The organism is Mucilaginibacter sp. NFR10 (assembly GCF_900100445.1).
Lineage (GTDB): Bacteria > Bacteroidota > Bacteroidia > Sphingobacteriales > Sphingobacteriaceae > Mucilaginibacter > Mucilaginibacter rubeus.
In genome coordinates this window covers 873,761-893,944 of the sequence record NZ_FMTV01000001.1, presented here as the reverse complement: position 1 = coordinate 893,944, position 20,184 = coordinate 873,761, and the positions used below count along the sequence as shown (strand labels likewise).

At 41.1% G+C, this 20,184-nt stretch carries 19 protein-coding genes; 9 read left to right on the top strand and 10 right to left on the bottom strand.

The annotated features are described in order from the left end of the window. Positions 1 to 89: 89 nt before the first annotated feature. The 5 genes from BLP33_RS03805 to BLP33_RS03785 all read left to right on the top strand — a co-directional run bounded on the left by BLP33_RS03805 (position 90) and on the right by BLP33_RS03785 (position 4,040). Positions 90 to 1,064 (top strand): polyprenyl synthetase family protein, encoded by a 975-nt coding sequence (locus BLP33_RS03805; protein ID WP_090525026.1) that lies wholly within the window; start codon positions 90 to 92, stop codon positions 1,062 to 1,064. 13 nt (positions 1,065 to 1,077) lie between these two features. Next, positions 1,078 to 1,437: an energy transducer TonB gene (locus BLP33_RS03800; protein ID WP_090525024.1), complete on the top strand. Its 360-nt coding sequence runs from the start codon at positions 1,078 to 1,080 to the stop codon at positions 1,435 to 1,437. A 2-nt stretch (positions 1,438 to 1,439) separates the two neighbouring features. Beyond that, positions 1,440 to 1,853: an energy transducer TonB gene (locus BLP33_RS03795; RefSeq protein ID WP_090525022.1), complete on the top strand. Its 414-nt coding sequence runs from the start codon at positions 1,440 to 1,442 to the stop codon at positions 1,851 to 1,853. 173 nt (positions 1,854 to 2,026) lie between these two features. After that, positions 2,027 to 3,619 (top strand): M1 family metallopeptidase, encoded by a 1,593-nt coding sequence (locus BLP33_RS03790; protein WP_090525020.1) that lies wholly within the window; start codon positions 2,027 to 2,029, stop codon positions 3,617 to 3,619. A 4-nt stretch (positions 3,620 to 3,623) separates the two neighbouring features. Next, positions 3,624 to 4,040 (top strand): energy transducer TonB, encoded by a 417-nt coding sequence (locus BLP33_RS03785; protein WP_090525018.1) that lies wholly within the window; start codon positions 3,624 to 3,626, stop codon positions 4,038 to 4,040. Positions 4,041 to 4,106: 66 nt separating this feature from the next. Here the strand turns inward: BLP33_RS03785 and rpmA are convergent, their stop codons facing one another. The 5 genes from rpmA to BLP33_RS03760 form a co-directional block, all read right to left on the bottom strand. Then, positions 4,107 to 4,529: a 50S ribosomal protein L27 gene (gene rpmA / locus BLP33_RS03780; RefSeq protein WP_090525016.1), complete on the bottom strand. Its 423-nt coding sequence runs from the start codon at positions 4,527 to 4,529 to the stop codon at positions 4,107 to 4,109. A 49-nt stretch (positions 4,530 to 4,578) separates the two neighbouring features. Then, entirely contained in the window at positions 4,579 to 4,887 is a 309-nt protein-coding gene (rplU, locus tag BLP33_RS03775) for a 50S ribosomal protein L21 (protein ID WP_090467954.1), read from the bottom strand. A gap of 75 nt (positions 4,888 to 4,962) precedes the next feature. Continuing rightward, the gene (locus BLP33_RS03770) at positions 4,963 to 5,469 is read right to left on the bottom strand and encodes a hypothetical protein (RefSeq protein WP_090525014.1); all 507 of its coding nucleotides are present in this window, start codon (positions 5,467 to 5,469) and stop codon (positions 4,963 to 4,965) included. Positions 5,470 to 5,517: 48 nt separating this feature from the next. Further along, entirely contained in the window at positions 5,518 to 5,886 is a 369-nt protein-coding gene (locus BLP33_RS03765; RefSeq protein WP_090525013.1) for a four helix bundle protein, read from the bottom strand. A gap of 66 nt (positions 5,887 to 5,952) precedes the next feature. After that, the gene (locus BLP33_RS03760; RefSeq protein ID WP_090525011.1) at positions 5,953 to 7,329 is read right to left on the bottom strand and encodes a dicarboxylate/amino acid:cation symporter; all 1,377 of its coding nucleotides are present in this window, start codon (positions 7,327 to 7,329) and stop codon (positions 5,953 to 5,955) included. Positions 7,330 to 7,597: 268 nt separating this feature from the next. Here BLP33_RS03760 and BLP33_RS03755 point away from each other — a divergent pair, with 268 nt between their 5' ends. From BLP33_RS03755 to BLP33_RS03740, 4 genes are read left to right on the top strand one after another with little or no spacing between them, the layout of a single operon-like run. Next, on the top strand, positions 7,598 to 8,125 hold the full coding sequence (locus tag BLP33_RS03755) for a hypothetical protein (RefSeq protein WP_090525008.1): 528 nt from the start codon (positions 7,598 to 7,600) through the stop codon (positions 8,123 to 8,125). A gap of 41 nt (positions 8,126 to 8,166) precedes the next feature. Next, positions 8,167 to 8,664: an RNA polymerase sigma factor gene (locus BLP33_RS03750; RefSeq protein WP_090525007.1), complete on the top strand. Its 498-nt coding sequence runs from the start codon at positions 8,167 to 8,169 to the stop codon at positions 8,662 to 8,664. Next, complete coding sequence (locus BLP33_RS03745; protein ID WP_090525003.1) at positions 8,651 to 9,241, top strand: hypothetical protein; 591 nt, start codon at positions 8,651 to 8,653, stop codon at positions 9,239 to 9,241. The genes BLP33_RS03750 and BLP33_RS03745 overlap by 14 nt, the downstream gene beginning before the upstream one ends. A gap of 26 nt (positions 9,242 to 9,267) precedes the next feature. Further along, the gene (locus tag BLP33_RS03740) at positions 9,268 to 9,795 is read left to right on the top strand and encodes a GNAT family N-acetyltransferase (protein ID WP_090525001.1); all 528 of its coding nucleotides are present in this window, start codon (positions 9,268 to 9,270) and stop codon (positions 9,793 to 9,795) included. 63 nt (positions 9,796 to 9,858) lie between these two features. On the opposite strand, the gene BLP33_RS03735 is transcribed toward BLP33_RS03740, so the two are convergent. From BLP33_RS03735 to BLP33_RS03715, 5 genes are read right to left on the bottom strand one after another with little or no spacing between them, the layout of a single operon-like run. Beyond that, the gene (locus tag BLP33_RS03735) at positions 9,859 to 12,222 is read right to left on the bottom strand and encodes a hypothetical protein (protein ID WP_090524999.1); all 2,364 of its coding nucleotides are present in this window, start codon (positions 12,220 to 12,222) and stop codon (positions 9,859 to 9,861) included. Positions 12,223 to 12,247: 25 nt separating this feature from the next. Next, positions 12,248 to 15,853: a BamA/TamA family outer membrane protein gene (locus BLP33_RS03730; RefSeq protein WP_090524997.1), complete on the bottom strand. Its 3,606-nt coding sequence runs from the start codon at positions 15,851 to 15,853 to the stop codon at positions 12,248 to 12,250. Positions 15,854 to 15,904: 51 nt separating this feature from the next. Further along, positions 15,905 to 16,801, bottom strand: a complete 897-nt coding sequence (locus BLP33_RS03725) for an SdiA-regulated domain-containing protein (RefSeq protein ID WP_254780051.1) — start codon at positions 16,799 to 16,801, stop codon at positions 15,905 to 15,907. Next, positions 16,798 to 18,834, bottom strand: a complete 2,037-nt coding sequence (gene ppk1 / locus BLP33_RS03720; RefSeq protein ID WP_090524995.1) for a polyphosphate kinase 1 — start codon at positions 18,832 to 18,834, stop codon at positions 16,798 to 16,800. Before ppk1 ends, BLP33_RS03725 begins: the two co-directional genes overlap by 4 nt. A gap of 36 nt (positions 18,835 to 18,870) precedes the next feature. After that, complete coding sequence (locus tag BLP33_RS03715; RefSeq protein WP_090524993.1) at positions 18,871 to 20,118, bottom strand: Pycsar system effector family protein; 1,248 nt, start codon at positions 20,116 to 20,118, stop codon at positions 18,871 to 18,873. Between the last annotated feature and the right edge of the window lie 66 nt (positions 20,119 to 20,184).

Genomic DNA, 20,184 nt, shown 5'->3' with positions numbered 1-20,184 from the left:
TGAACCGTGATTCGCCTGATTTTAGGATTTCCTGATATTTATAATCAAGTCGATCCTAAAATCAAGAAAATCAGGGTTCTCGTAAATAAATGAAACAACTTACAGAGTTACAGTTACTAATAAATGATGCAGTAGGCAAACTAAGCTATCCCGCTTACCCGGCCGATCTGTATGAACCGATAAGCTATATTTTATCTATTGGCGGAAAACGTATGCGCCCTGCCCTGCTCCTGCTGGCCTGTGACCTTTTTGGCGGCGACGTTGACAGGGCTATTGAACCCGCACTGGCTATAGAGGTATTCCATAATTTCACGCTGATGCATGATGATATTATGGATAAAGCCCCGCTCCGCCGTGGCAAAGCAACTGTGCATGAAAAATGGAACGCCAATGTCGCTATCCTCTCCGGCGATGCCATGATGGTAGAAGCCAACCGCATGATGATGAAGGTTGATGACAGCATTTTACGTAATGTACTTGACGTTTTTAACGATACTGCGACCGGCGTGTGCGAAGGCCAGCAAATTGATATGAGCTTTGAACAGCGTAACGATGTAAGTATCGAAGAGTACATCAACATGATCCGCCTTAAAACTGCTGTACTGTTAGGTGGTACATTAAAAATCGGCTCCATCATTGGCGGTGCAGCTTTAACCGACGCTGATTTGATTGATTCTTTCGGGGTTAACCTTGGTATAGCCTTCCAGCTACAGGACGACATACTGGATGTTTATGGCGATCCTGAAAAGTTTGGCAAGCAGGTTGGCGGCGATATCATCTCCAATAAAAAAACCTTTTTATTGATCCGCGCACTTGAACTGGCTAAAGATAGCCAAGCGCAAACTTTAAATCATTGGCTAAATGCTATTGAATTTGACAGCGTAGAAAAAGTTAAAGCCATAACAAACATTTACAACGAACTTGATATCAGGCAGCATGCTGAAAAAGCCATGCAAACCTATGCTGATAAGGCTTTTGCAGCCCTCGACGCTATTGATCTGCCCGAAGATCATAAACAATACCTGCGAGATTTTGCAGACGGCTTGCTGGTGAGGGAGAATTGATTTATATTTAAGGATGAAGAAACTTTTACCCATCCTTATCATTTTAATGGTTTCATTAAGCACTAAGGCGCAAAAACTTACGCCTCCGCATTTCCGTGGTGGCGATAAGGCATTTCATGATTTTTTAGATCAAAACTTAAAATGGCCAAAGGATTCACTTGTTAAGCAAGGTATAGTCAAAGTAAGTTTTTATGTGGAGAGTAATGGTTTACTGTCGGGCATTAAACTTGTACAAGGTTTTGCTCCTGAATTTGACAAGGAAGCTTTAAGAGTTATTAACCTTTCTCCAAGGTGGGTTCCTGCTACTCGCGATGGCAAGTTTATCAAATCAAAATATTCTGTGCCCATTCTATATGAATCAATAGAATTGTGAGCATGAAAACAATTTTCGTTATCATATCTTTATCGTTTTGGCCGATCTTAGTAAAAGCGCAAACTGAAACTTCTAAAATTGATACCGAAGAGTATAAATCCAGTTGTGGCATTAAGGTAGACAAGCAAGCAGAATTTCCAGGCGGCACCAATAATTTCTTCATTTTCGTCAGAAAAAATTTGCGATGGCCGGTTAAAAGTCAGGATATTGAAGGGCGGGTGATAGTTGAAGCAACAATTACGAGAAACGGCAAATTAACAGACGCAATTGTAAAAAGAGGTTTATCCAAAGAACAAGACAGGGAGGCATTGCGGTTAATTAATAAAAGCCCTAAGTGGGAACCAGCCATGTTAAATGGCAAAGCGATAGATTATAAATATTATATCATTATTTCGTTTAAAAGAGATATAGAATAGTTAACTCTACCACAATGGACGAGGAAAATAAAACTAACGAAAACAGGGCTGCGTGAGATTGTGGATGCCCAAGCCTTGTAAATTATTCATTCAACAACTGAAAACCAGCAATTTTGTACACCAACCGTTAGCCAGCCAGATATGCTGTTATATTTTAAACCCAACAACATTAAATGAAAAAGTTCTCATTTATTTTAATGATCTTGTTATCGTCAGTCTCCCTGTATGCCCAAACCCTCACCTCAGGCGGAAAGCTGAAACCCGAGCAAGCTATAATGGATGTGCGGCATTATACCATTTCGCTTGCTGTTGATCCTGTACAGAAAACCATTAATGGTTTTACTACCATTGTTGTAGTCATGTCGAAACCCACCAGGGTTTTATTGTTTGACCTGTTAGATTCTTTAACTATCAGCAAGGTTTTAGTAAATGGTAAACAGGAAGCATTTGAATACAAGAATAACCTCATTACCATTAATACAGCCAAAGAACTACCTGCTGGCAAAGCAAGCGTTAAAGTAATTTATGGCGGTAAACCCCACGTTGCCCGTCGGCCGCCATGGGATGATGGTTTTATCTGGACCCGCGATTCAACCGGGCACCAGTGGATGGCTATCACAGCCGAAGGTACAGGCGGTAAATTGTATTTCCCTTGTAAAGATCACCCTTCCGACGAACCAAATGAGGGCGTAGATCTGTTTATCACCGTTCCTAAAGATCTGGTGGTTGCAGGTCCGGGGTTGTTAAAAGGCGTAAGCAAGCAAAAGGAAACAGCAACTTTCCATTGGCAAACCAAATACACCATTAACAATTACAGTATCTTGTTCAATGCAGGTGACTATACCGTAGTAACTCGTCCGTATACTACTGTAGATGGGCATAATGTACCTATCCAGTTTTATGTATTAAAGGAACATGCCGCCAAAGCCGAGCATCACCTCGATATTTTTGTAAAAACCATCAAAGAACAGGAGAAATACTTTGGCGAATATCCCTGGGCAAAAGAAAAGATAGGCATCGTTGAAACCCCTCACCTGGGCATGGAGCATCAAACCATGAATGCCTACGGCGCCAAATTTAAATATACCAAAGTTGGCGGCGAGGATTATGACGGCCTCATGCACCACGAGTTTGGCCACGAATGGTGGGGCAATAAAGTTACCGCTAAGGATTGGGCCGATTACTGGATCCACGAGGGCATCTGTACTTATGGCGACGCGCTGTACGTAAGGGAATTTGAAGGCGAAAAAGCTTATATCAAATTTTTCCAAAGTTCAGCACTGTCATTCGGCAATAAAATCCCGCTTGTTATCGGGAAAGATATTGACGAAGAATCGGCTTATAATGGAGATATCTATGGTAAAGGGGCTTTCTTTATGCATACACTCAGGTATATTATGGGCGATAGCACTTTCTTCCCTACCCTTAAAGGTTTTGTTACCGCCCCCCGTTACACCTACAGTAATTTGGCCAGTACCGATGATGTAATGCAGTATTTTAGCAAGGCTGCAGGTAAGGATTTGAAACCATTGTTCGATATGTACATCTATTCAATCAATAAACTGGAAGTACATGTTAAGGCCCAACGTGGCGATAAATACCAGGTTCAGTTGCTCAATATCGATATGCCATTGCCAATTGATATCACTGCAGATGGCATTACTAAACGCTATACGCTTGATAAAAAAGGCATTACCATAACCAGCAAAACTATGCCGGTTATTGATCCTGATACTTACTATTTAAAGAAACTGATCATCGAATAAACACATGAGATATCTGCTTGTATTTGGCTTGATTATAATACCTGTTGCGTTGTTTGCACAAGGCAAAGCTAAAAGGGAGAATGTTAAATCAGATACAACAGTTTATAAAACAGTAGATGTACAGCCAGAATTTCCCGGAGGCACAGAAAAGTGGACAAATTATCTTTTTAAAGTACCGATACCAAAAGGCTACGACAAAGAGAATACACAGGCCAGTTTTCTTATACAAATGATTATAGAAACCGACGGAAGTGTAACGCATGCCAATGTCAGGAGGAAAATAAACGAAGCAATGTGCAAAGCATTCATTGCTCATGTAAACAAATCACCAAAATGGAAGCCGGGGCGTATTAATGGCAAACCGGTAAGGGTTTTGTATAGTTCTCCTATTAGTTGTTTTATGCTGCAATCTGACGAATAATCACAAAATAAAAAATCCCGATCAAAATTGACCGGGATTTTTCATATCCTAATATTTGTTAACTGATTATTCAGCTACAATTTCTTCAGCAGCATCAGCAGCTTCTTCTTTTTTAGCTTTTGGTGCAGCAGCTTTCTTTGCTTTTGGAGCTTCTTCAGCAGCAGGAGCTTCAACAGCTACAGCTTCTTTTTTAGCTTTTGGTGCAGGTGCAGCTACTTCTTCAACTTCAGCAGCTTCAAATGGAACTACTGATACGTATGAACGATTATCAGCTTTCTTTTTGAAAACTACGATACCTTCGGCCAGTGCAAATAAAGTATGATCTTTACCAAGACCAACGTTTAAACCTGGATTGTGTTTGGTACCACGCTGACGAACGATGATATTACCTGCGATTGCTGGTTGACCACCGAAAATTTTGATACCTAAGCGTTTGCTATGCGACTCACGACCGTTTCTTGAGCTACCGGCCCCTTTCTTATGTGCCATTTTTTATTTCTTTTATGGAATTGCAGAACAACTCCGGTTCAACCTTTAATTATAATGTAATACCGGTGATCTCAATTTTGGTAAATTGCTGACGGTGACCGTTTTTCTTTTTGTAACCTTTTCTTCTTTTCTTTTTGAAGATAATTACTTTATCACCTTTTAAATGTGACACGATCTTAGCCGATACTTTAGCACCTTTCAAATCAGAACCTAATTTGAATTTACCTTCGTTTTCTGCTAACAATACACTGTCAAATTCAATACTAGCGCCTTCATCGCCTTGTAACCTGTGTACAAAGATCTGCTGGTCTTTGGCAACTTTAAATTGCTGTCCTGCTATACTTACTATTGCGTACATGTTTGTTAAATATTGTTTTAAATTTCGAGGTGCAAATATAGGGATTGATTATTTAATAAACAACATCCCAATATTTTATTTTTTGCCGCGGTTCTCTACGTCGGTAAGTTTTTTCTGGATCTCCCCTATCAACCGCTGGTTGGCATCAATCAGCTTGGCATTACCAAAATAATCACTGTCGAAGATTACACGCTTTGTTTTTTCTTTATACTTAAACTCAATGATATACCGAACCGCCTTATTTGCAGCAGCAGATGTTGTATCACCAATTTCTTTCGACGGAAAATCCCAAAAACCCAGGTCGGCAGCTTTGCGGTGCAGGTATAACAGGTCGTCTTTGGTTAAACGTAAATGCTCTTTAACCAACGAATCGCGCCTGTCAAGGTACTGGAACATACCTGTACGTGAATCGTATTTATTTACAAGACTGTCCTTATGACCATACTGAAAACTGATCGATTCAAAATCAACGAAGCGGTATGGTGCGTTCTTGATCATCATACCATAATAATAAACGCAGTACAGTATAAACGGCACCACAACAGTCATGATCAGGAATACTTTTTTTAAACGGGGAGACATATATAATTATTGAGTTATGGAATTATTGAGTTATTGATTTTGGCACTTTTACTTTGAAACGGTTTTTCGTGAGGCTGATGCTATTTTCAGGATTTGATTGGCTTCGTCTAATAATAAAGCTATATCCGCTTGCTTTGTTATTTCGGCTTCAATTAGTACCTCCATCCAAAAAGCTGATTCATCCGCTTCTTCAACAACAGTGGATAGCTTAGAGTGAAATTCAGCCTGAGATCTCGCCCTGCATGCAGCGCGATAATTAGCCCCCACAGACGAAGAAGATCTTAACAATTGCCTGCCGACAATTTTGGCCTCTTCTGTTTTGGGTAGCGTTCTGAAAAATTTTATATTATCTACAACAAACTTTTTTGTTCGCCTTTTGAACATTTCGGCGAATTCAATTCTATCATTTTCTCCCATGCTTTTAATGATAATTAATTTACAAACTAAACACTTATTAAATCAATAATTCAATAACTCAATAATTCAGTAATTAATTCCTTCCCCTTCCCATTTACTCACAACGGCTGTCGCCATTGCATTACCTAATACATTAGTAGCTGAGCGGCCCATATCCAATAAAGGATCGATGCCAATCAGCAAAAACAACCCGGCTTCGGGGATATTAAACATAGCCAGCGTACCTGCAATAACCACCAGCGAAGCCCTTGGTACGCCAGCCACTCCTTTACTGGTAAGCATCAGCACTAATAACATCGACAATTGATGCCCGAATGAAAGATGAATATCATATGATTGCGCCAGGAACAATGATGCAAAGGTCATATACATCATCGAACCATCCAAATTAAACGAATAGCCCAATGGCAATACAAAGCTCACTATTTTATTGCTACAGCCAAATTTCTCCAGTTCTTCCAATACCTTTGGATAAGCCGCTTCACTTGTAGAGGTACTAAATGCTATCAACATAGCATCTTTAATACTGTTAAGCAGCCTGAACACCGGCTTTCTTAATACAATATACCCGGCTAATATAATCACAGACCAAAGTACGATGAGCGAAAAATAGAACTCGCTGATAAAAATACCATAGGTTGAAAGTACACCTATTCCCTGCTTGGCCACTACCGCAGTTATGGCACCAAATACAGCTAAAGGGGCCATTTTCATCACATAACCGGTAATCTTCATAATCACATGGGCAAAAGCATCCATCGCTTTGATCACTATTTTACCTTGCTCACCTATAGCAGCGGTAGCTACGCCAAAAAACAAAGAGAACACCACAATCTGTAAGATCTCATTATTGGCCATTGCCTCAATAAAACTCTTAGGGAAAACGTGACCAACGAATTCGGTTAATGATAATGCCGTTTTTTTAATGCCTGTACTTAAATGACTATCGGGCAGTGGCAAATGCATGGTTTTGCCCGGTTCAAACAGGTTAACCAATAACATCCCTAATAATAAGGATACCAGCGTGGCGCTGATAAACCAAAGCATGGTTTTGCCGCCAATCCGGCCCACAGCTTTGATATCCCCTACCTTGGCTACGCCTACCACCAAGGTGGTAAACACCAATGGTGCCACAATCATTTTTATAAGATTGAGGAAGATCTTACTCAGGATATTATAAAGTTCAAGTTTATCTTCCCGTGCATCGGTAGCCTGGCTTTGCAGTTTAACCTGGGCAATTCTCTGTAACTTAAGATTTTTGTAGGCTGCAACCGTAGTATCGGATAAGGCTTCTATTTTTTTGTCGATACTTTTAATTGCAGCACCTGCGGTACTGAGTTGTTTATTAAGATCGGCAAAAACGTAGGTATTATAAATATAACCGGCTATCACACCCAATACCAGTGCGATAAAAATGAAGAGCGTCAGTCTGCTTTTTTTCATTTAATTTAATAAGCCTGCAAAACTACAAAATTTACGCGCTGTTTAAACTGCTATGGGAATATTCTATTTTCCGTTTAAATCGGTTGAGGAAATAAAATCGTTGCCCCAGCAAACGCTATTTAATTTCTTAACTAATTTTGCGAACTACATTAACTACATCAATATAATTAGTAGACCCATTCGTGTAATTCGTTCTAATTGAATCAAGCTTAAATGCAATTCGTGAAAAATATTTAAACAATTAGTATTTTGCCTGCTTATTTACAACATGACTACTACCGCCTACGGATTACAGCATATAAAAAAAGAAATTCAGCACCTGCCTAACGAGCAGCTGGCCGAATTAATGCTGCGCCTGGCACGCTACAAAAAGGAAAACAAAGAGCTGTTGGCCTACCTGCTTTTTGAAGCCCATGATGAAGCCGCCTTTGTAGAAAAAGTAAAAGCCGAAGCCGGCTTCATGTTCAGCCAGTTATCATCATTAAGTTACAACGCTGCAAAGGGCATGCGCAAAATATTGAGATTGCTGAGTAAATACATCAAGTTTATGGCATCAAAAGGTGCTGAGATTGAATTGCTGATCAATTTTTGCGAAAATTACCTTGAATATGCCGACAGGCATACATCATACAAGCCTTTAAGGCTGATATTAATAAGGCAGGTTGAAAAGATCCGTGGCTTAATCAATAAGCTCCACGAAGACTTACAGTTTGATTACCAGGACAGTTACAATAAACTAATAAGCGATGCCGAAAGCAAGCTGGGCTGGTTTAAAAAGAATGATCACTTGTTGTAACATATAAAGCTTAACATCGTCTAAATATAAAATTAACTGAAGTGGCCAACAAAGAAGCAGCATTCAAGCAGATATATGAAGCTAATTCTAAAAAGATATTCCATCTGTGCTATGGTTATACCGGCGATGACGATGCCGCCAACGACCTGCTACAGGAAACCTTTTTAAAGGTTTGGCAAAATTTAGAGAAATTCCGTAACCAGGCCATGATATCAACCTGGATTTACCGCATTGCTGTAAATACCTGTTTAACCTATTTGCGCTCGGAAAAACGCCAGGCCAAAGACGAACTAACCCCACAATTAGCAGAAACAAAACGAGAAGAACTATCGGATAAAAACGAGCAGGTAGCTTTGCTCTATAAGTGTATTTCAAAACTGGAAGAATCAGAAAGGATTATTATAACTATGGTACTTGATGAGGTGCCATACCCCGAAATTGCTGAAATTTCGGGTATATCAGAAGGGAACCTGAGGGTGAAAATTTATCGTATAAAACAAAAATTAACGGAGTTATATAACCAGTATGAAAGACTTTGATCATTTGATGTCGGTTTGGCAGGGACAGCCAAAACCAGATCAGCTTTCGGTGGATGAGGTGCTGAAGCAGGTAAAGAAGGGAATAAGGAGTATAACCCAAAAGTTATACTGGAGTATTGTGGCCATGGTTGTAACCGTTGCGTTTGCTTTTGTCGTCACTTTTTTTCTGGCATTTAAGTCTGCAGTTACTACTATCGGGATCCTCATCGTACTGGTAACCATGTTGATGTATCTTTCGTTAATGGTACGTCATTATCACATTTTGAGTAAGCGCGATGCAACCCTCAATCCTGCCGAATATCTTGACAGCCTCAAAGCATATCAAAAAAACCGGAGCAAAGTTATAGGCTGGTTTTATTATACCTATATATTGTTGCTAAGCGCCGGTTTAGCCATGTATTTTATCGAGGTACTTGAACATTCATCACTCACCTTTAAAATAGTCACCTATACATCAATCGGGATCTGGTTTTTGTTCACCACGTTTTACCTTAAACCCCGAATGTTTAAAAATGAGGAAGAAAAATTAAATCTCATGATTGACAGGTTAGTAAGGTTGAAAGAGCAATTTGATTGAAAAGGTAGTTTGTTTAGATTTGCTTCATGACTATCGGGACTATAACGATTCAAAAACTGGCATTGGCCGATGCCGATGTATTGCTGGCTTTAAGCAAAAAAACATTTTTCGATTTTTTTGGCCATTTAAATAAACCGGAAGATATTGAGGCTTATGCATCTGTTGCTTTTACGCCGCAAAAAATACAAGCAGAACTCAGCAACCCAAACTCACACTTTTACTTTGCAATATCTAACGGCGAGATAACCGGCTATCTCAAGCTAAATTACGGTCTGGCTCAAACAGAATTTCAGGACCGTAATGCTGTCGAAATAGAACGGATCTATGTTTTGGCCGAACATCACGGCAAAAAGATAGGCCACCAATTTATTGATTTCACCTTAAAAGAAGCCGCCGGTAAAAACCTGCAATACGTTTGGCTTGGTGTTTGGGAACACAACCAAAAAGCAATTGCCTTTTATGAAAAACACGGCTTTGAAGTATTCAGCAGTCATGAATTTGTCCTGGGAAGCGACAAGCAAACCGATTTATTAATGAAGAAAGCGATTTATTAAGCTAAAAGTGCAAAGCATAAGGCTTAAAGCATTATTTGGCTTTCTGCTTTAAGCCTTCGGCTTTTAGCTTGATTGAACCAATAAAGGCAATTGATAATTAACCCCAACCCTTAACGCTTTTAAGCCGGTAACGCCCTGTAACTCTTCCAGTTCAAGGTATTCCAGGTCATCCTGCAAATAGCCTTGTACTTGCAGATACCTGATGTACTCATCATATTCAGCAGCTTCTGTTGGGTTAAAATATACCATGGCTATTTTGCCGGGCTGGGTAAGGCGCTCAAAGGTCCCTGCTATTAAAACTTTATCAATCCGTTTTTTAATCACCTCGTACCGGATATTGTAAGCCCCTTCAACATCAAAACGCCTTTCATCATTCCTGAAACTGATATCTATAGCGTTTGAGTGGATGAATATCAAATGCGTGGTTTGTAAAGGGCGCGAAAGTTGATCGCCAAGGTCGTTTGTCATCCGGGCTATCTCGGCCATTGATCGTAACTGCCACAAACGGATATTTTTAAGGTACAGCATATCGAAAACGCGTTGCGGCGCTATTGATTGCCCTATGTAAATATCATATTCCACCCCATCGGTACGGAATTTTTCAAAATAACAGGGAAATGATTCCTGCACTTCTGTCTGAGCCTGCTCCAGGTATTGGTTGATAGAAGTATTGATAAGCTGCATGGAGGTTTCCAGGTTGCGCCTGTTTTCAAACGAAGCGCCGGTTTCCTCATTCATGGCATTAAAATACCTGTCAATAGTTTCCCTTTCGGCAGGGTAATTATTTCTGAAATGCTCCAGGAAAGGATTAATCTCGTTATGAAGGAAAGTATCCAGCATCAATTCATCATTGGTAGTAATATAACCGCTGATGCGTTCGAGCCACTCTTCGCATTTAGATACCAGCTTGCCGGTAAGGCTTAAATGAATATTTTCATTTAAAACCTCGAGCGTTTCAATAAGTATGGTGAGCAGATTTTTCAAATCCTCCTGCAGGGCGCTGTTACGCTCAACCGTGGAGTTACGGATATCAACCGCACCAAATAAAGGGTAAACATGGCTGAATGATACTGTTTCAATTTCAGGGCTCTTTTTCCTCTTTCTTTTTTCCTTAAGATAATTCCAGGCCACTTCATTAAACTTCCATTGAACCGACGGTTGCAACGAGGTAAATTTATTTTTGATAACACTTGAAATGCGGGCCTCAAACTGATCGATGCTGTTTTGCAGCAATTGGGCAATCAGCGGGATAGTAGCCTGTAATTTCGAGAGCAGTTTTTCGTAAAAAACAATCTCTTTATATGAAAACACTTCCATGATGCCTACATTTTTCTTATTGTAGTACACCGGGAAAATTCCGTAAGATTTAATGCCGGCTTGTTTCAAAACCTGCAAAAAGGGGAATTTACCTATCTTTTCGTCGGTAATGGAATTGAAAAAGATAGGCCTCGGGTTCTGGTTGTAATCATCAATGATGGCGTCAAACGTTTCTTCCGCAAGGTTAAAATCTTTAGCGGCCTTAAGCAGGATACTTCTGGAGCATTCGTCGTTATCAAAAATAGGCTCATTATTGATGGTTAAAAAAGGCATCAACCCAAACTCAATGCCCGGGCTTTCGGCAAGGGATTTTAGCGAGCTGATGATGTGCGCATATTGCTCATCCTCATTTGCCGAATGGTTAACAAGCTCAGTACGAATATTTTCAAGTGCATGCGTTAACGTTACATCTGTTAACGTAATTATTGTGAACCCCTTGAATTTAAAAATATTAAGCGGTATTACCTTTTCAATTAACTCAAGGCTGGTATGTGAATGTAAATATGGTTCAATAGTATCAAAACTAAGTTCAGGCAGTTCGCCATTCAATTCAATTTCCACGAAACGGGCATCAGTCTGGATATTAAAATACCGCGAAAGACCGGTTTCCGGATCTTCGTATGAAAACAATAACTCATTTCTTATCGCCGACGAAAAGCCGTACATCCGTTCAAGGATCAGGTTATAAATGAACCGCTTTTGCCTGTCGCTAAACATTTCATTCTTGGATACATTCAACGCATATAAATTAGAATGATGACTTGAATGGAAATCATAAAAAGCCTCGGTACTGAAAAATATCTTATCAGGTACCGGTGTACTCAATGCCCAGTGAAATTCCTTTTCGTTAGCTATTGGCGGTGTCAGTATGGAGTAAATAAGCTCCAGCATTTCCCGGTATTTTTCGGCATCCGTGGGCCGCATATCCAGGTCAATACATATATCATGCTCAAAACGTTCCAAAACATAGCGGTAAAACTCGCTCTTGAGCGTTTTTTCGGTAGCAATCCGTTCTTTTAAATGCGCCACGAACGGGTTGAATGTCAGGCATGTTTCAACCTGACAAATGGTGCATTCGTTTTTACTTATATTGAGTACTTCTGTGTGCATTTTTTAATTACAATTTTACCCTTCTTTAAAATCTGAAACTTGTTGAAAGATAAGGGTACCATCCTTCTTCAGAGTAACCGGCAATTATTTTAATAACTGCCAATCGTGCAGGTGCAACATAAAAACCTGCACCGGTGCCGTTGTGCCATTTATCTGAGCCTTGCCCGTTTTCCCAAACACGGCCTATATCATAAAATCCTATAACACCTATTTGTCCGGGAACTATATAACTGGCAAAATCAGTTAATTTTATCCTTAGTTCCAGGTTATTATAAAAACTATGCTGGCCGGCAAACCTATAAAGCCTGTAACCTAATAAATTATCCTGCCCGCCTAAAAACAACGACTGATAAAAAGCGGTTTTTCCGATGGTAATGCCGCCGCCCACCCTATCGGCCAAAACAATAGTGCTTTTGGCATTCAGGCTTTTGTACAAAGCAACCTGGGGTATAAGCTGGGCAAAACTTGTGGAGTTATTATTTAAGCCATTAAACTCCTGAAGTTTAATATTTACAAAACTTCCCCAGGCCGGAAGTATCTTGTCATTGCGTTTATCACTGGTAAAGTTAACAACTATACCGGCATGTATTTTTGTTTTGTCAAAGGTATAACTGTCAGGCGCATTTGTGAGTAACGGATATGTAATAAATCGGCCGATATTGTCATCAACATCTAATTTATAGTACTGAAACGCAGGGCCTAACGTTACCGAAGTGCCTGATTCATTGCGCCACCTGAATGCAAGGCTAAACGTGAAATTATCAAAGCGGGTACGATAATATTTGCGATAATCGCCCACTTTAATAAATGGAGTTTCGTTCCCCCGGCCAAAAAAATTGATATTATCCGGAAAATCAAGCTGGGCATCCATCAAAAAGTCGGCTTTGCCGAAGGCATGGATCCATTCTCCGCTGTATTTAATCTTGAAAGCCTTTGTACTGAATGAGTGACTGGCAAATACAGTTTGAACATCGTTATAAGGCAACTTTTGAAAGCCTTCCTGGTGAGTATATTTAAAACCGGCACCAAGCAATATGCCCTCATCCGGGTTGTAAGAGATGTTAGCCAGCGGCGCTATCACGTTCATCAGGTTAACTCTTAAGTATGATGTATTAGCGCTATCCTTGCTTATATGTTTGTTAACCCTTGATTCGTCGCCAGTTATACTCAGCTTTTTGCCACGGTCATAAAGCTGTACCGTGTTAAGCGATTTTACAATATTGTAAGTTTTGGTGCCTGTGCTATCGATAAACCTCAGTTTTATTGGTGATGTGGCATTATCAAGCACTACCTTATCATCGCCGCCGCTTACATAAATGCGGAGCTCTTTGGTAATATCAGGATGATAATTCTGGTTCATGAGCGTATCCTTAATCTCACCATCTTTATTGATCTTATTGATGATCACATTGAGACTGCCATTAGGCTCATCTTTCACCGTTACCAGCTCATTTTTATTTGAAGTATGGATATCAACTATTTTATTGATGAATTTGTAGTAATACTCCATTTCGGCCGGGATATTAGCGCGCCGTTCTTTCAGTTGCTTTAGCAATACATCATGCCTTAATTTATACGATGATTCGGGCAGGCGCCTTAAACCGGCTTCCAATACGTCGTCAGTTTCGGCAGCGACAAAATCATTCACAATTTTGGTCCATTGTTCATGACTGTATTGTACCGATGGCCACCGTTGCATAAACATGGTTTTCCATAAGGAATATTTTACGCTGTAGATCTCACCGCTAAAGCCCTGCAGGTTCGGCGCTACCCATGGCTGCGCTGCTATGGTTGGCAATACACCCTGGTTGGTGTAAAATACCTGATCGCGGTCGCGCGGAACGGCGGTATAAAACTTGCCTTTCCCTTTATCCTCATCGCGCCAGCGCCACTGGTCGCCGTGCCTGTCCCAGTCGCCAATAAGCAAATCGAGCAGGCGGGCACGTAAAAATTCGTCGCCATCTACTGTATTATCATTATCCTCCAGCATTTTACCGATCATCTTCACGGTATTATCGGATTTGCCACCTGGTTCGCGTTCTTCAAGTAAACAAACTTTATTGGCAAAAATATTAGCATATTGCCCTAAAACAGGATCTGGCGAAACCACACCGATTATCGGGTTGGCATGCGGCACACGGGCGGCATCAGCCAGCGGCGGTACTACCAACGCCGAAAACGGATGTTGGGCACTCATGGCATCATTAACCCAATCTTTGGCAAAGGTTTCCTGGAATTCATCGGGCAGGATCTTTTCGGGCTGTTTCTCCACGCTGCGGAGCACCCATTCTTTGCCATCCTTATCAATTAAACGAAGCGAGTGCGTCTGGAACCCACCGCCAATACTTTCTGCCTTTAATCCGCCATGAATTTGTGACAGCCTTATCACAGGCAGCTTAGTTTCGGCAGCCCACTCCTTACGGTAGTTTTCGCCAAACCAGCGACGGTGAAAATTGCTTACGCTATCGTATTTCGGATGGACCCTAACCATTATGCTATCTGCCTTAATAGGCGTGTGCAGCGTATCAGGGACATTTTTTACAGATGTATAAGGCTGCGTATACGTAAACACCTGTTTAACACCTTTATCACTGTCGATATAATACGTGAAACGCACCCGTTTATCTATCAGCAGATCGGCAGTTACGTAGCCTTGCGTAGCGTCAGCAAAAAGTGAGTATTTGCCTTTAATGGCGTAGGTTTGCTTGGCACCAGCGCCGCTAACCACCTGCACCTGTTTACTTTTAATGAATTGCAAGCCATGCTCATGACCCGCCACGTGGATCAGGTTTGGAAAACTTCCAAAAACAGCATCCACCTTTTTGATCATATCTTTATACAAGGGATGTCCCAGATCTTCGGGATTTGAAAATGTAGAGCGCAAAAACGGGTAAAGCGAACCAATTACGGGCAAGGGCACCCAAAGGTTTTTATTGGCTACGGTAAGCGGAAAAATGTGATCCTTAAGTGAAAAATAGCCGCCATGCGTTCCATAACTTTGAAACGGATGGTGCGATGCCAGGATGATCACTTTATCTTTATTGCGCTCAAAGATCAGCTTGATCTTATCGGCAATGTCATCTTTGTTTTTACAATCGCACTCGCCGCCGGGGTTACTTTTATTGAATGGATATAACCACCATTCGCTGTCAAAGGCTATTACTGTAAGATCATTGGTAAGATTAATCTCAACAGGATCGGGGCAGCCATTTTCAGGTACCATTTTAAGCAGTTTATCGCCCTGCTGATTCAGGTACTCCCATTGGCGTTTTATTTTGGCCAAACCAAGCGGTCCCATCTTATCCCAGTCGTGATTACCGGGGATAAAATAAACCGGCGCTCCCGCGGCACGCATTGGCTGATATTGTGATTGCAGGATCTTTTGAGTTTCGGCCTCTTCGGGGCTACACGGCAACCCCATCCCCCGTAGATAGATATTATCTCCAAGATAAAATACCGAAGTTTTATTTTTAAGCACATTGGCAGCTGCATGTTTTAAAACGGCGCTTTGCTGCATATCTATTTCACCGGCGTCTCCAATAAGTATCATCCTGTACTGTACCGAATCCTGGGCCTGTACGTTGAGTATGCCCAATAGTAAAACAAATAATAAGGGTAGTTTTTTAATCATGAGGTCCGGTTGGGATGTATATAGTATTGGGTTATCTGTGCTTCAATAGCACTATTTCTTATAGCTGAATTTCAAAATATTCCCCGCGCTTAACTGGTCGCCCTCGTTGGAGATGTACAGGTTACGCTGGTTGTCAAATGCCATACCTTCGGGCTGTCCGAATATGGTAACACTTAAAGGGTAAACGTTTTTCACTTTCCAGTTAGCATCGGCAACTACCAGCATTTTATTTACCGACGAAAGGATATACCACTCATTGGTAAATGTATTTTTTGCTATTGCCGAAGGGCGGAACGGCACGCGTTTTTTATCGGCAAGGCGCTCAATTTCCTTAACATCTATTGCAAAACTGCCGGTCTGCTTCAGGGTACCGTCTGCCTGGATTTTCAAAATATAGCCGCTGCTGCTTTTGGATGTTTTTTCATCGGCGCAATGTTTGCAAAGCACGTAAACCAGGCTGGTCTTTTCATCGGCACACATAGCTTCAAATTCCCCTTCGGGCAGCTGGCCTTTAGTTTTTTGTACGTTGGTTACTTCTTTAGTCCTAACCTGGCTAAACGGAAAAGTAAATAACGTACCATCGCTTTTTAACATGATCACCTGTTCACGGCAAATGGCCACATCCTCATAGTCACCGCTTTTGCCAAACTTGGTATAGTTAGCTTTTTTATCACCCAGTTTCAGGTTAAACAAAAAGCCTTCTTCGTCCTGCTCGGCATAAACCGAATCATTTTTACCATTGTGAAAGGCAAAACCAGAGATTTCGGTGAGATCTTCGGGCATTTTATATTTAACAGGATTATTAAGGTCGTATCCCGTCGGACTGGCAGGGATTGCCTTTTCTTTATTTTTACAAGAGATGATCAAAAAAACTACGGCCACGGCAAGCATGCCGGCTACATAAAGGGTCATTGCACGTTTAGCATCTTGTTTTTTAAACCCTGTCATATTTTTTTTTGCTGTAAAAGTTCATAAATGGCGCGCTGCGATTGTACCTGCGGTTCAGTTTTATCAACCCTTATGTTTTGCAATTGTTCATTTAAATTTACGGCCTGCACATTATCGGCCAGTTGAATATCAAGCATGGCTATTACCTCGTTCCTGATACGTTCATCATAAACCGGAAAACAAACCTCAATACGACGATAAATATTACGGTTCATCCAATCGGCCGAACCCATAAATACCTCTTGATTACCACCATTGTGGAATATAAAAATACGCCCATGTTCCAGGTATCGGTCAACAATACGCCTTATGGTAATATTTTCGCTCATGCCTGGTACTCCGGGGATCAGGCAGCAAATACTACGTACAATCATCCTGATCTTCACCCCCGCCTGCGACGCTTCGTAGAGTTTGCCAATCAATACCCGCTCTTCCAGGTTATTGAGCTTTATGGTGATCCCTGCCGGCTTCCCTTTACGGGCCTGCTCAATTTCCCTGTCAATAAGCTCAATAAACTTTGATTGCAAATTAAATTGAGCCACCAGCAGGTATTTAAAATCAATATCATATCCCTCGGCCGATTTTGCTTTTTTAGCAAGGTAGATGAACAGCAGGTCCATTTCGCGCAGCAATTGCGGATTGGCCGTCATCATGATATGATCGGTATAAAAAGCAGCTGTACTTTCGTTAAAATTACCTGTTGCTAAAAGTCCGGCATATTTAACGCGGCCGTCAACAAGGCGCTTTACAAGGCCAACTTTGGCGTGTACTTTTATGGCCTTATCACTGTAAATGATATTGGCACCGGCTGCTTTTAGCTTTTTAGCCCATTTGATATTGTTGGCTTCATCAAAACGGGCTTTTAGCTCAACCAGTACCCTCACTTTTTTACCGCTTTGGGCAGCACTGATCAGCGCGTTTACAATCCGCGAATCGCTGGCTACGCGGTAAAGCGTTACGGAGATTTCCTCAACGTTTTCGTCGATAGCTGCCTCGTTAAAAAAGCGAAGAATGGAGTTATAGGATTGATAAGGCGCATGAAAAATACAATCGCCTTTATCTATATAATCAAATATGGATTCGTCTGCGCTGATCTGCCGGTTTACCAATGGCGGCCATTTGGTATATTTTAATGATGGAATACCTACCGGCAAACTCATTAAATCTTTAAGGTTATGATAAAAGCCACCTTCAACAACGCTTGATCCCTGTACGCCCAGCTTATCTTCAATTAAATGCAATATGCGCAGCGGGATACCCGGCTGATGCAAAAAGCGCGTTGCCAAACCCAGATCACGTTTTAGCAATTGTTTTTCTATCTGCTCCTGAACATCACCGTCATAATCATCTTTAAGTTCAAGCTCAGCGTCGCGGGTTATTTTGAAGCTGTAACAGCCTTTTATTTCTTCGGTTTTGAAGATCTTGCCGAGATTGTACCGCACAATGTCATCCAGGAAAATGATGTATTGTTTACCATCTTCGTTAACACTAAAAAATCGCGGCAACTGGTTCGACGGAATATTGAGGATCACTGACCTTTCCTTCTTCTTATCCAAACCAAGGTTCACTAAAAAGTATAGCCGGTTATTTTCGGGGAAGAATTGTTTTTTACCGCCTACCAGGTCAATAGGTTGCAGAAAGGCAAGTACCTGGCTGTAAAAATAGTCGCTCACTCTATCGGCTATAGAAGCAGGAATACGCTCATTGAACAACAGGTTTACATTATTTTCTTTTAACAACGGAATAAGTCTGTCTGTAAAAACCTTCCCAAACCGATTTTGCTGAGCTTCTACCAGTTGCTGGGCTTTATATAGCACATCCTCGCTTTCATCGGTTTTATTAAGCAGGTTAAGCTTGTGCAATGCCATTACCACCGGCATCCGCACGCGATAAAATTCGTCGAGGTTGGATGAGAATATAGCAAGAAAATTTACCCTTTCCATTACAGGGAGCTCTTCACTTTCGGCCTCCATCAATATGCGTTCATTGAAAAGTAACCAGCTCAGGTCCCTGTCGAAAAATGAGTATTCCATAGGCGTAGATTTTGTTTTTGGCAGTACCCCGACCGCCTACAGTAATGAAGATATGATGAATGCTACTACCGATACGATAAGGCCAAACATGAATATATTGTACGATGCCCTGAGCAACCTGTATTTTTTGCCAAGTACAACACCCTGCGAATAGTTATCGCGGATTAAGCTGCCGTACAGAAACTCGCGGTCTTCCATCATTTTCTCCATACCGTCGCTGTAATCCTGGTATGACATACGGTAGAAGTTACCGAAAAACAACAGGTTAACTGTTTTTTTATTGATATCCTCGGGTGTAAACAAACCCGGCGGAATTGACGGACGGGTTGAAAGTATGGAGAAGATCATAGTAGCCAAACTAACCGACAGGAGCATGAAAGTTGGGATCAACAAATTTGAATGCTCATCAAGCTTACGCAGCACCAAACTGATAATTGCCGAAAGGATGATAGAGTTAACCGTGATCATAATATGGGCTTTATTATCGGCCATATCGCTTAAACGCTGATGGTTGCTGGAGCTGATCCTGAACATTGTTTCGATACCGCGGTCGGGCCTGTCATTCTTATGTTTTTTACCACCGTGATCATTATCGTGGTCTTTGTCTTTATCCTTCTCTTTTTCGTGCGTGATGACAGCGTCCCCACCTGCATCAGCTATAAGAATTTCCGGTGTTTCCTTCACTTCCACATCAGCCTGCTTTTCTATCAGTTTTTGCAGGTTTTTATGTTTTTGGTCGTTAAGCAGCAGTCGGCAATAATCAGTATAGTATTCGTGTCCCTGCAAAAATTCGATGTTGTAGTTGCGCCATTCATCCTTATCAATATCATGCTTTTTGATGGCTTCCATCTCTTTGCGCAACAACTTGTTTTTATCGCGAAAATCATCTGTACCTAAATGAAACAAATCTGCATCGCAGATGATCTGTTGCAATAAATCGGCAGGGCTTTGCGGCATTTTGGTTGCCAAAATACAGCCGGATACCTTATCGATAACAGCTTGCTCAACTTTATGCTGTTTAAGAAAATGTGTAGCCAGCGCAACACTTTTTGATTCGTGATCTTTTTTATCGGTGAAGTACCCCGTATCGTGAAACCAGGAAGCGGAGATCACTACAAAAAAATCTTCATCACTTAACTGATAGTGGTTAGCTATCTGTGTGGCCGCTGCAACAACATCTTTAGTATGCCTCAGGTTATGATAAATTAAATCGGGATCATGATGTACGTCAAAATAGGATATAGCGTACTGTTTTACCTGTTCTAACAGCGGTTGAAATTTCATCGTAGTTTTTGTTGTTAAAAGTAAATCAAATTTATTTTAAAAATTCCTATTTGCAGCCATGCACCG

What these genes read in the sequence shown, in the direction of transcription:
- BLP33_RS03805 (WP_090525026.1), top strand. Translation starts at nt 90, where the DNA reads ATGAAACAACTTACAGAGTTACAGTTACTAATAAATGATGCAGTAGGC.
- BLP33_RS03800 (WP_090525024.1), top strand. Translation starts at nt 1,078, where the DNA reads ATGAAGAAACTTTTACCCATCCTTATCATTTTAATGGTTTCATTAAGC.
- BLP33_RS03795 (WP_090525022.1), top strand. Translation starts at nt 1,440, where the DNA reads ATGAAAACAATTTTCGTTATCATATCTTTATCGTTTTGGCCGATCTTA.
- BLP33_RS03790 (WP_090525020.1), top strand. Translation starts at nt 2,027, where the DNA reads ATGAAAAAGTTCTCATTTATTTTAATGATCTTGTTATCGTCAGTCTCC.
- BLP33_RS03785 (WP_090525018.1), top strand. Translation starts at nt 3,624, where the DNA reads ATGAGATATCTGCTTGTATTTGGCTTGATTATAATACCTGTTGCGTTG.
- rpmA (WP_090525016.1), bottom strand. Translation starts at nt 4,529, where the DNA reads ATGGCACATAAGAAAGGGGCCGGTAGCTCAAGAAACGGTCGTGAGTCG.
- rplU (WP_090467954.1), bottom strand. Translation starts at nt 4,887, where the DNA reads ATGTACGCAATAGTAAGTATAGCAGGACAGCAATTTAAAGTTGCCAAA.
- BLP33_RS03770 (WP_090525014.1), bottom strand. Translation starts at nt 5,469, where the DNA reads ATGTCTCCCCGTTTAAAAAAAGTATTCCTGATCATGACTGTTGTGGTG.
- BLP33_RS03765 (WP_090525013.1), bottom strand. Translation starts at nt 5,886, where the DNA reads ATGGGAGAAAATGATAGAATTGAATTCGCCGAAATGTTCAAAAGGCGA.
- BLP33_RS03760 (WP_090525011.1), bottom strand. Translation starts at nt 7,329, where the DNA reads ATGAAAAAAAGCAGACTGACGCTCTTCATTTTTATCGCACTGGTATTG.
- BLP33_RS03755 (WP_090525008.1), top strand. Translation starts at nt 7,598, where the DNA reads ATGACTACTACCGCCTACGGATTACAGCATATAAAAAAAGAAATTCAG.
- BLP33_RS03745 (WP_090525003.1), top strand. Translation starts at nt 8,651, where the DNA reads ATGAAAGACTTTGATCATTTGATGTCGGTTTGGCAGGGACAGCCAAAA.
- BLP33_RS03740 (WP_090525001.1), top strand. Translation starts at nt 9,268, where the DNA reads ATGACTATCGGGACTATAACGATTCAAAAACTGGCATTGGCCGATGCC.
- BLP33_RS03735 (WP_090524999.1), bottom strand. Translation starts at nt 12,222, where the DNA reads ATGCACACAGAAGTACTCAATATAAGTAAAAACGAATGCACCATTTGT.
- BLP33_RS03730 (WP_090524997.1), bottom strand. Translation starts at nt 15,853, where the DNA reads ATGATTAAAAAACTACCCTTATTATTTGTTTTACTATTGGGCATACTC.
- BLP33_RS03725 (WP_254780051.1), bottom strand. Translation starts at nt 16,801, where the DNA reads ATGACAGGGTTTAAAAAACAAGATGCTAAACGTGCAATGACCCTTTAT.
- ppk1 (WP_090524995.1), bottom strand. Translation starts at nt 18,834, where the DNA reads ATGGAATACTCATTTTTCGACAGGGACCTGAGCTGGTTACTTTTCAAT.
- BLP33_RS03715 (WP_090524993.1), bottom strand. Translation starts at nt 20,118, where the DNA reads ATGAAATTTCAACCGCTGTTAGAACAGGTAAAACAGTACGCTATATCC.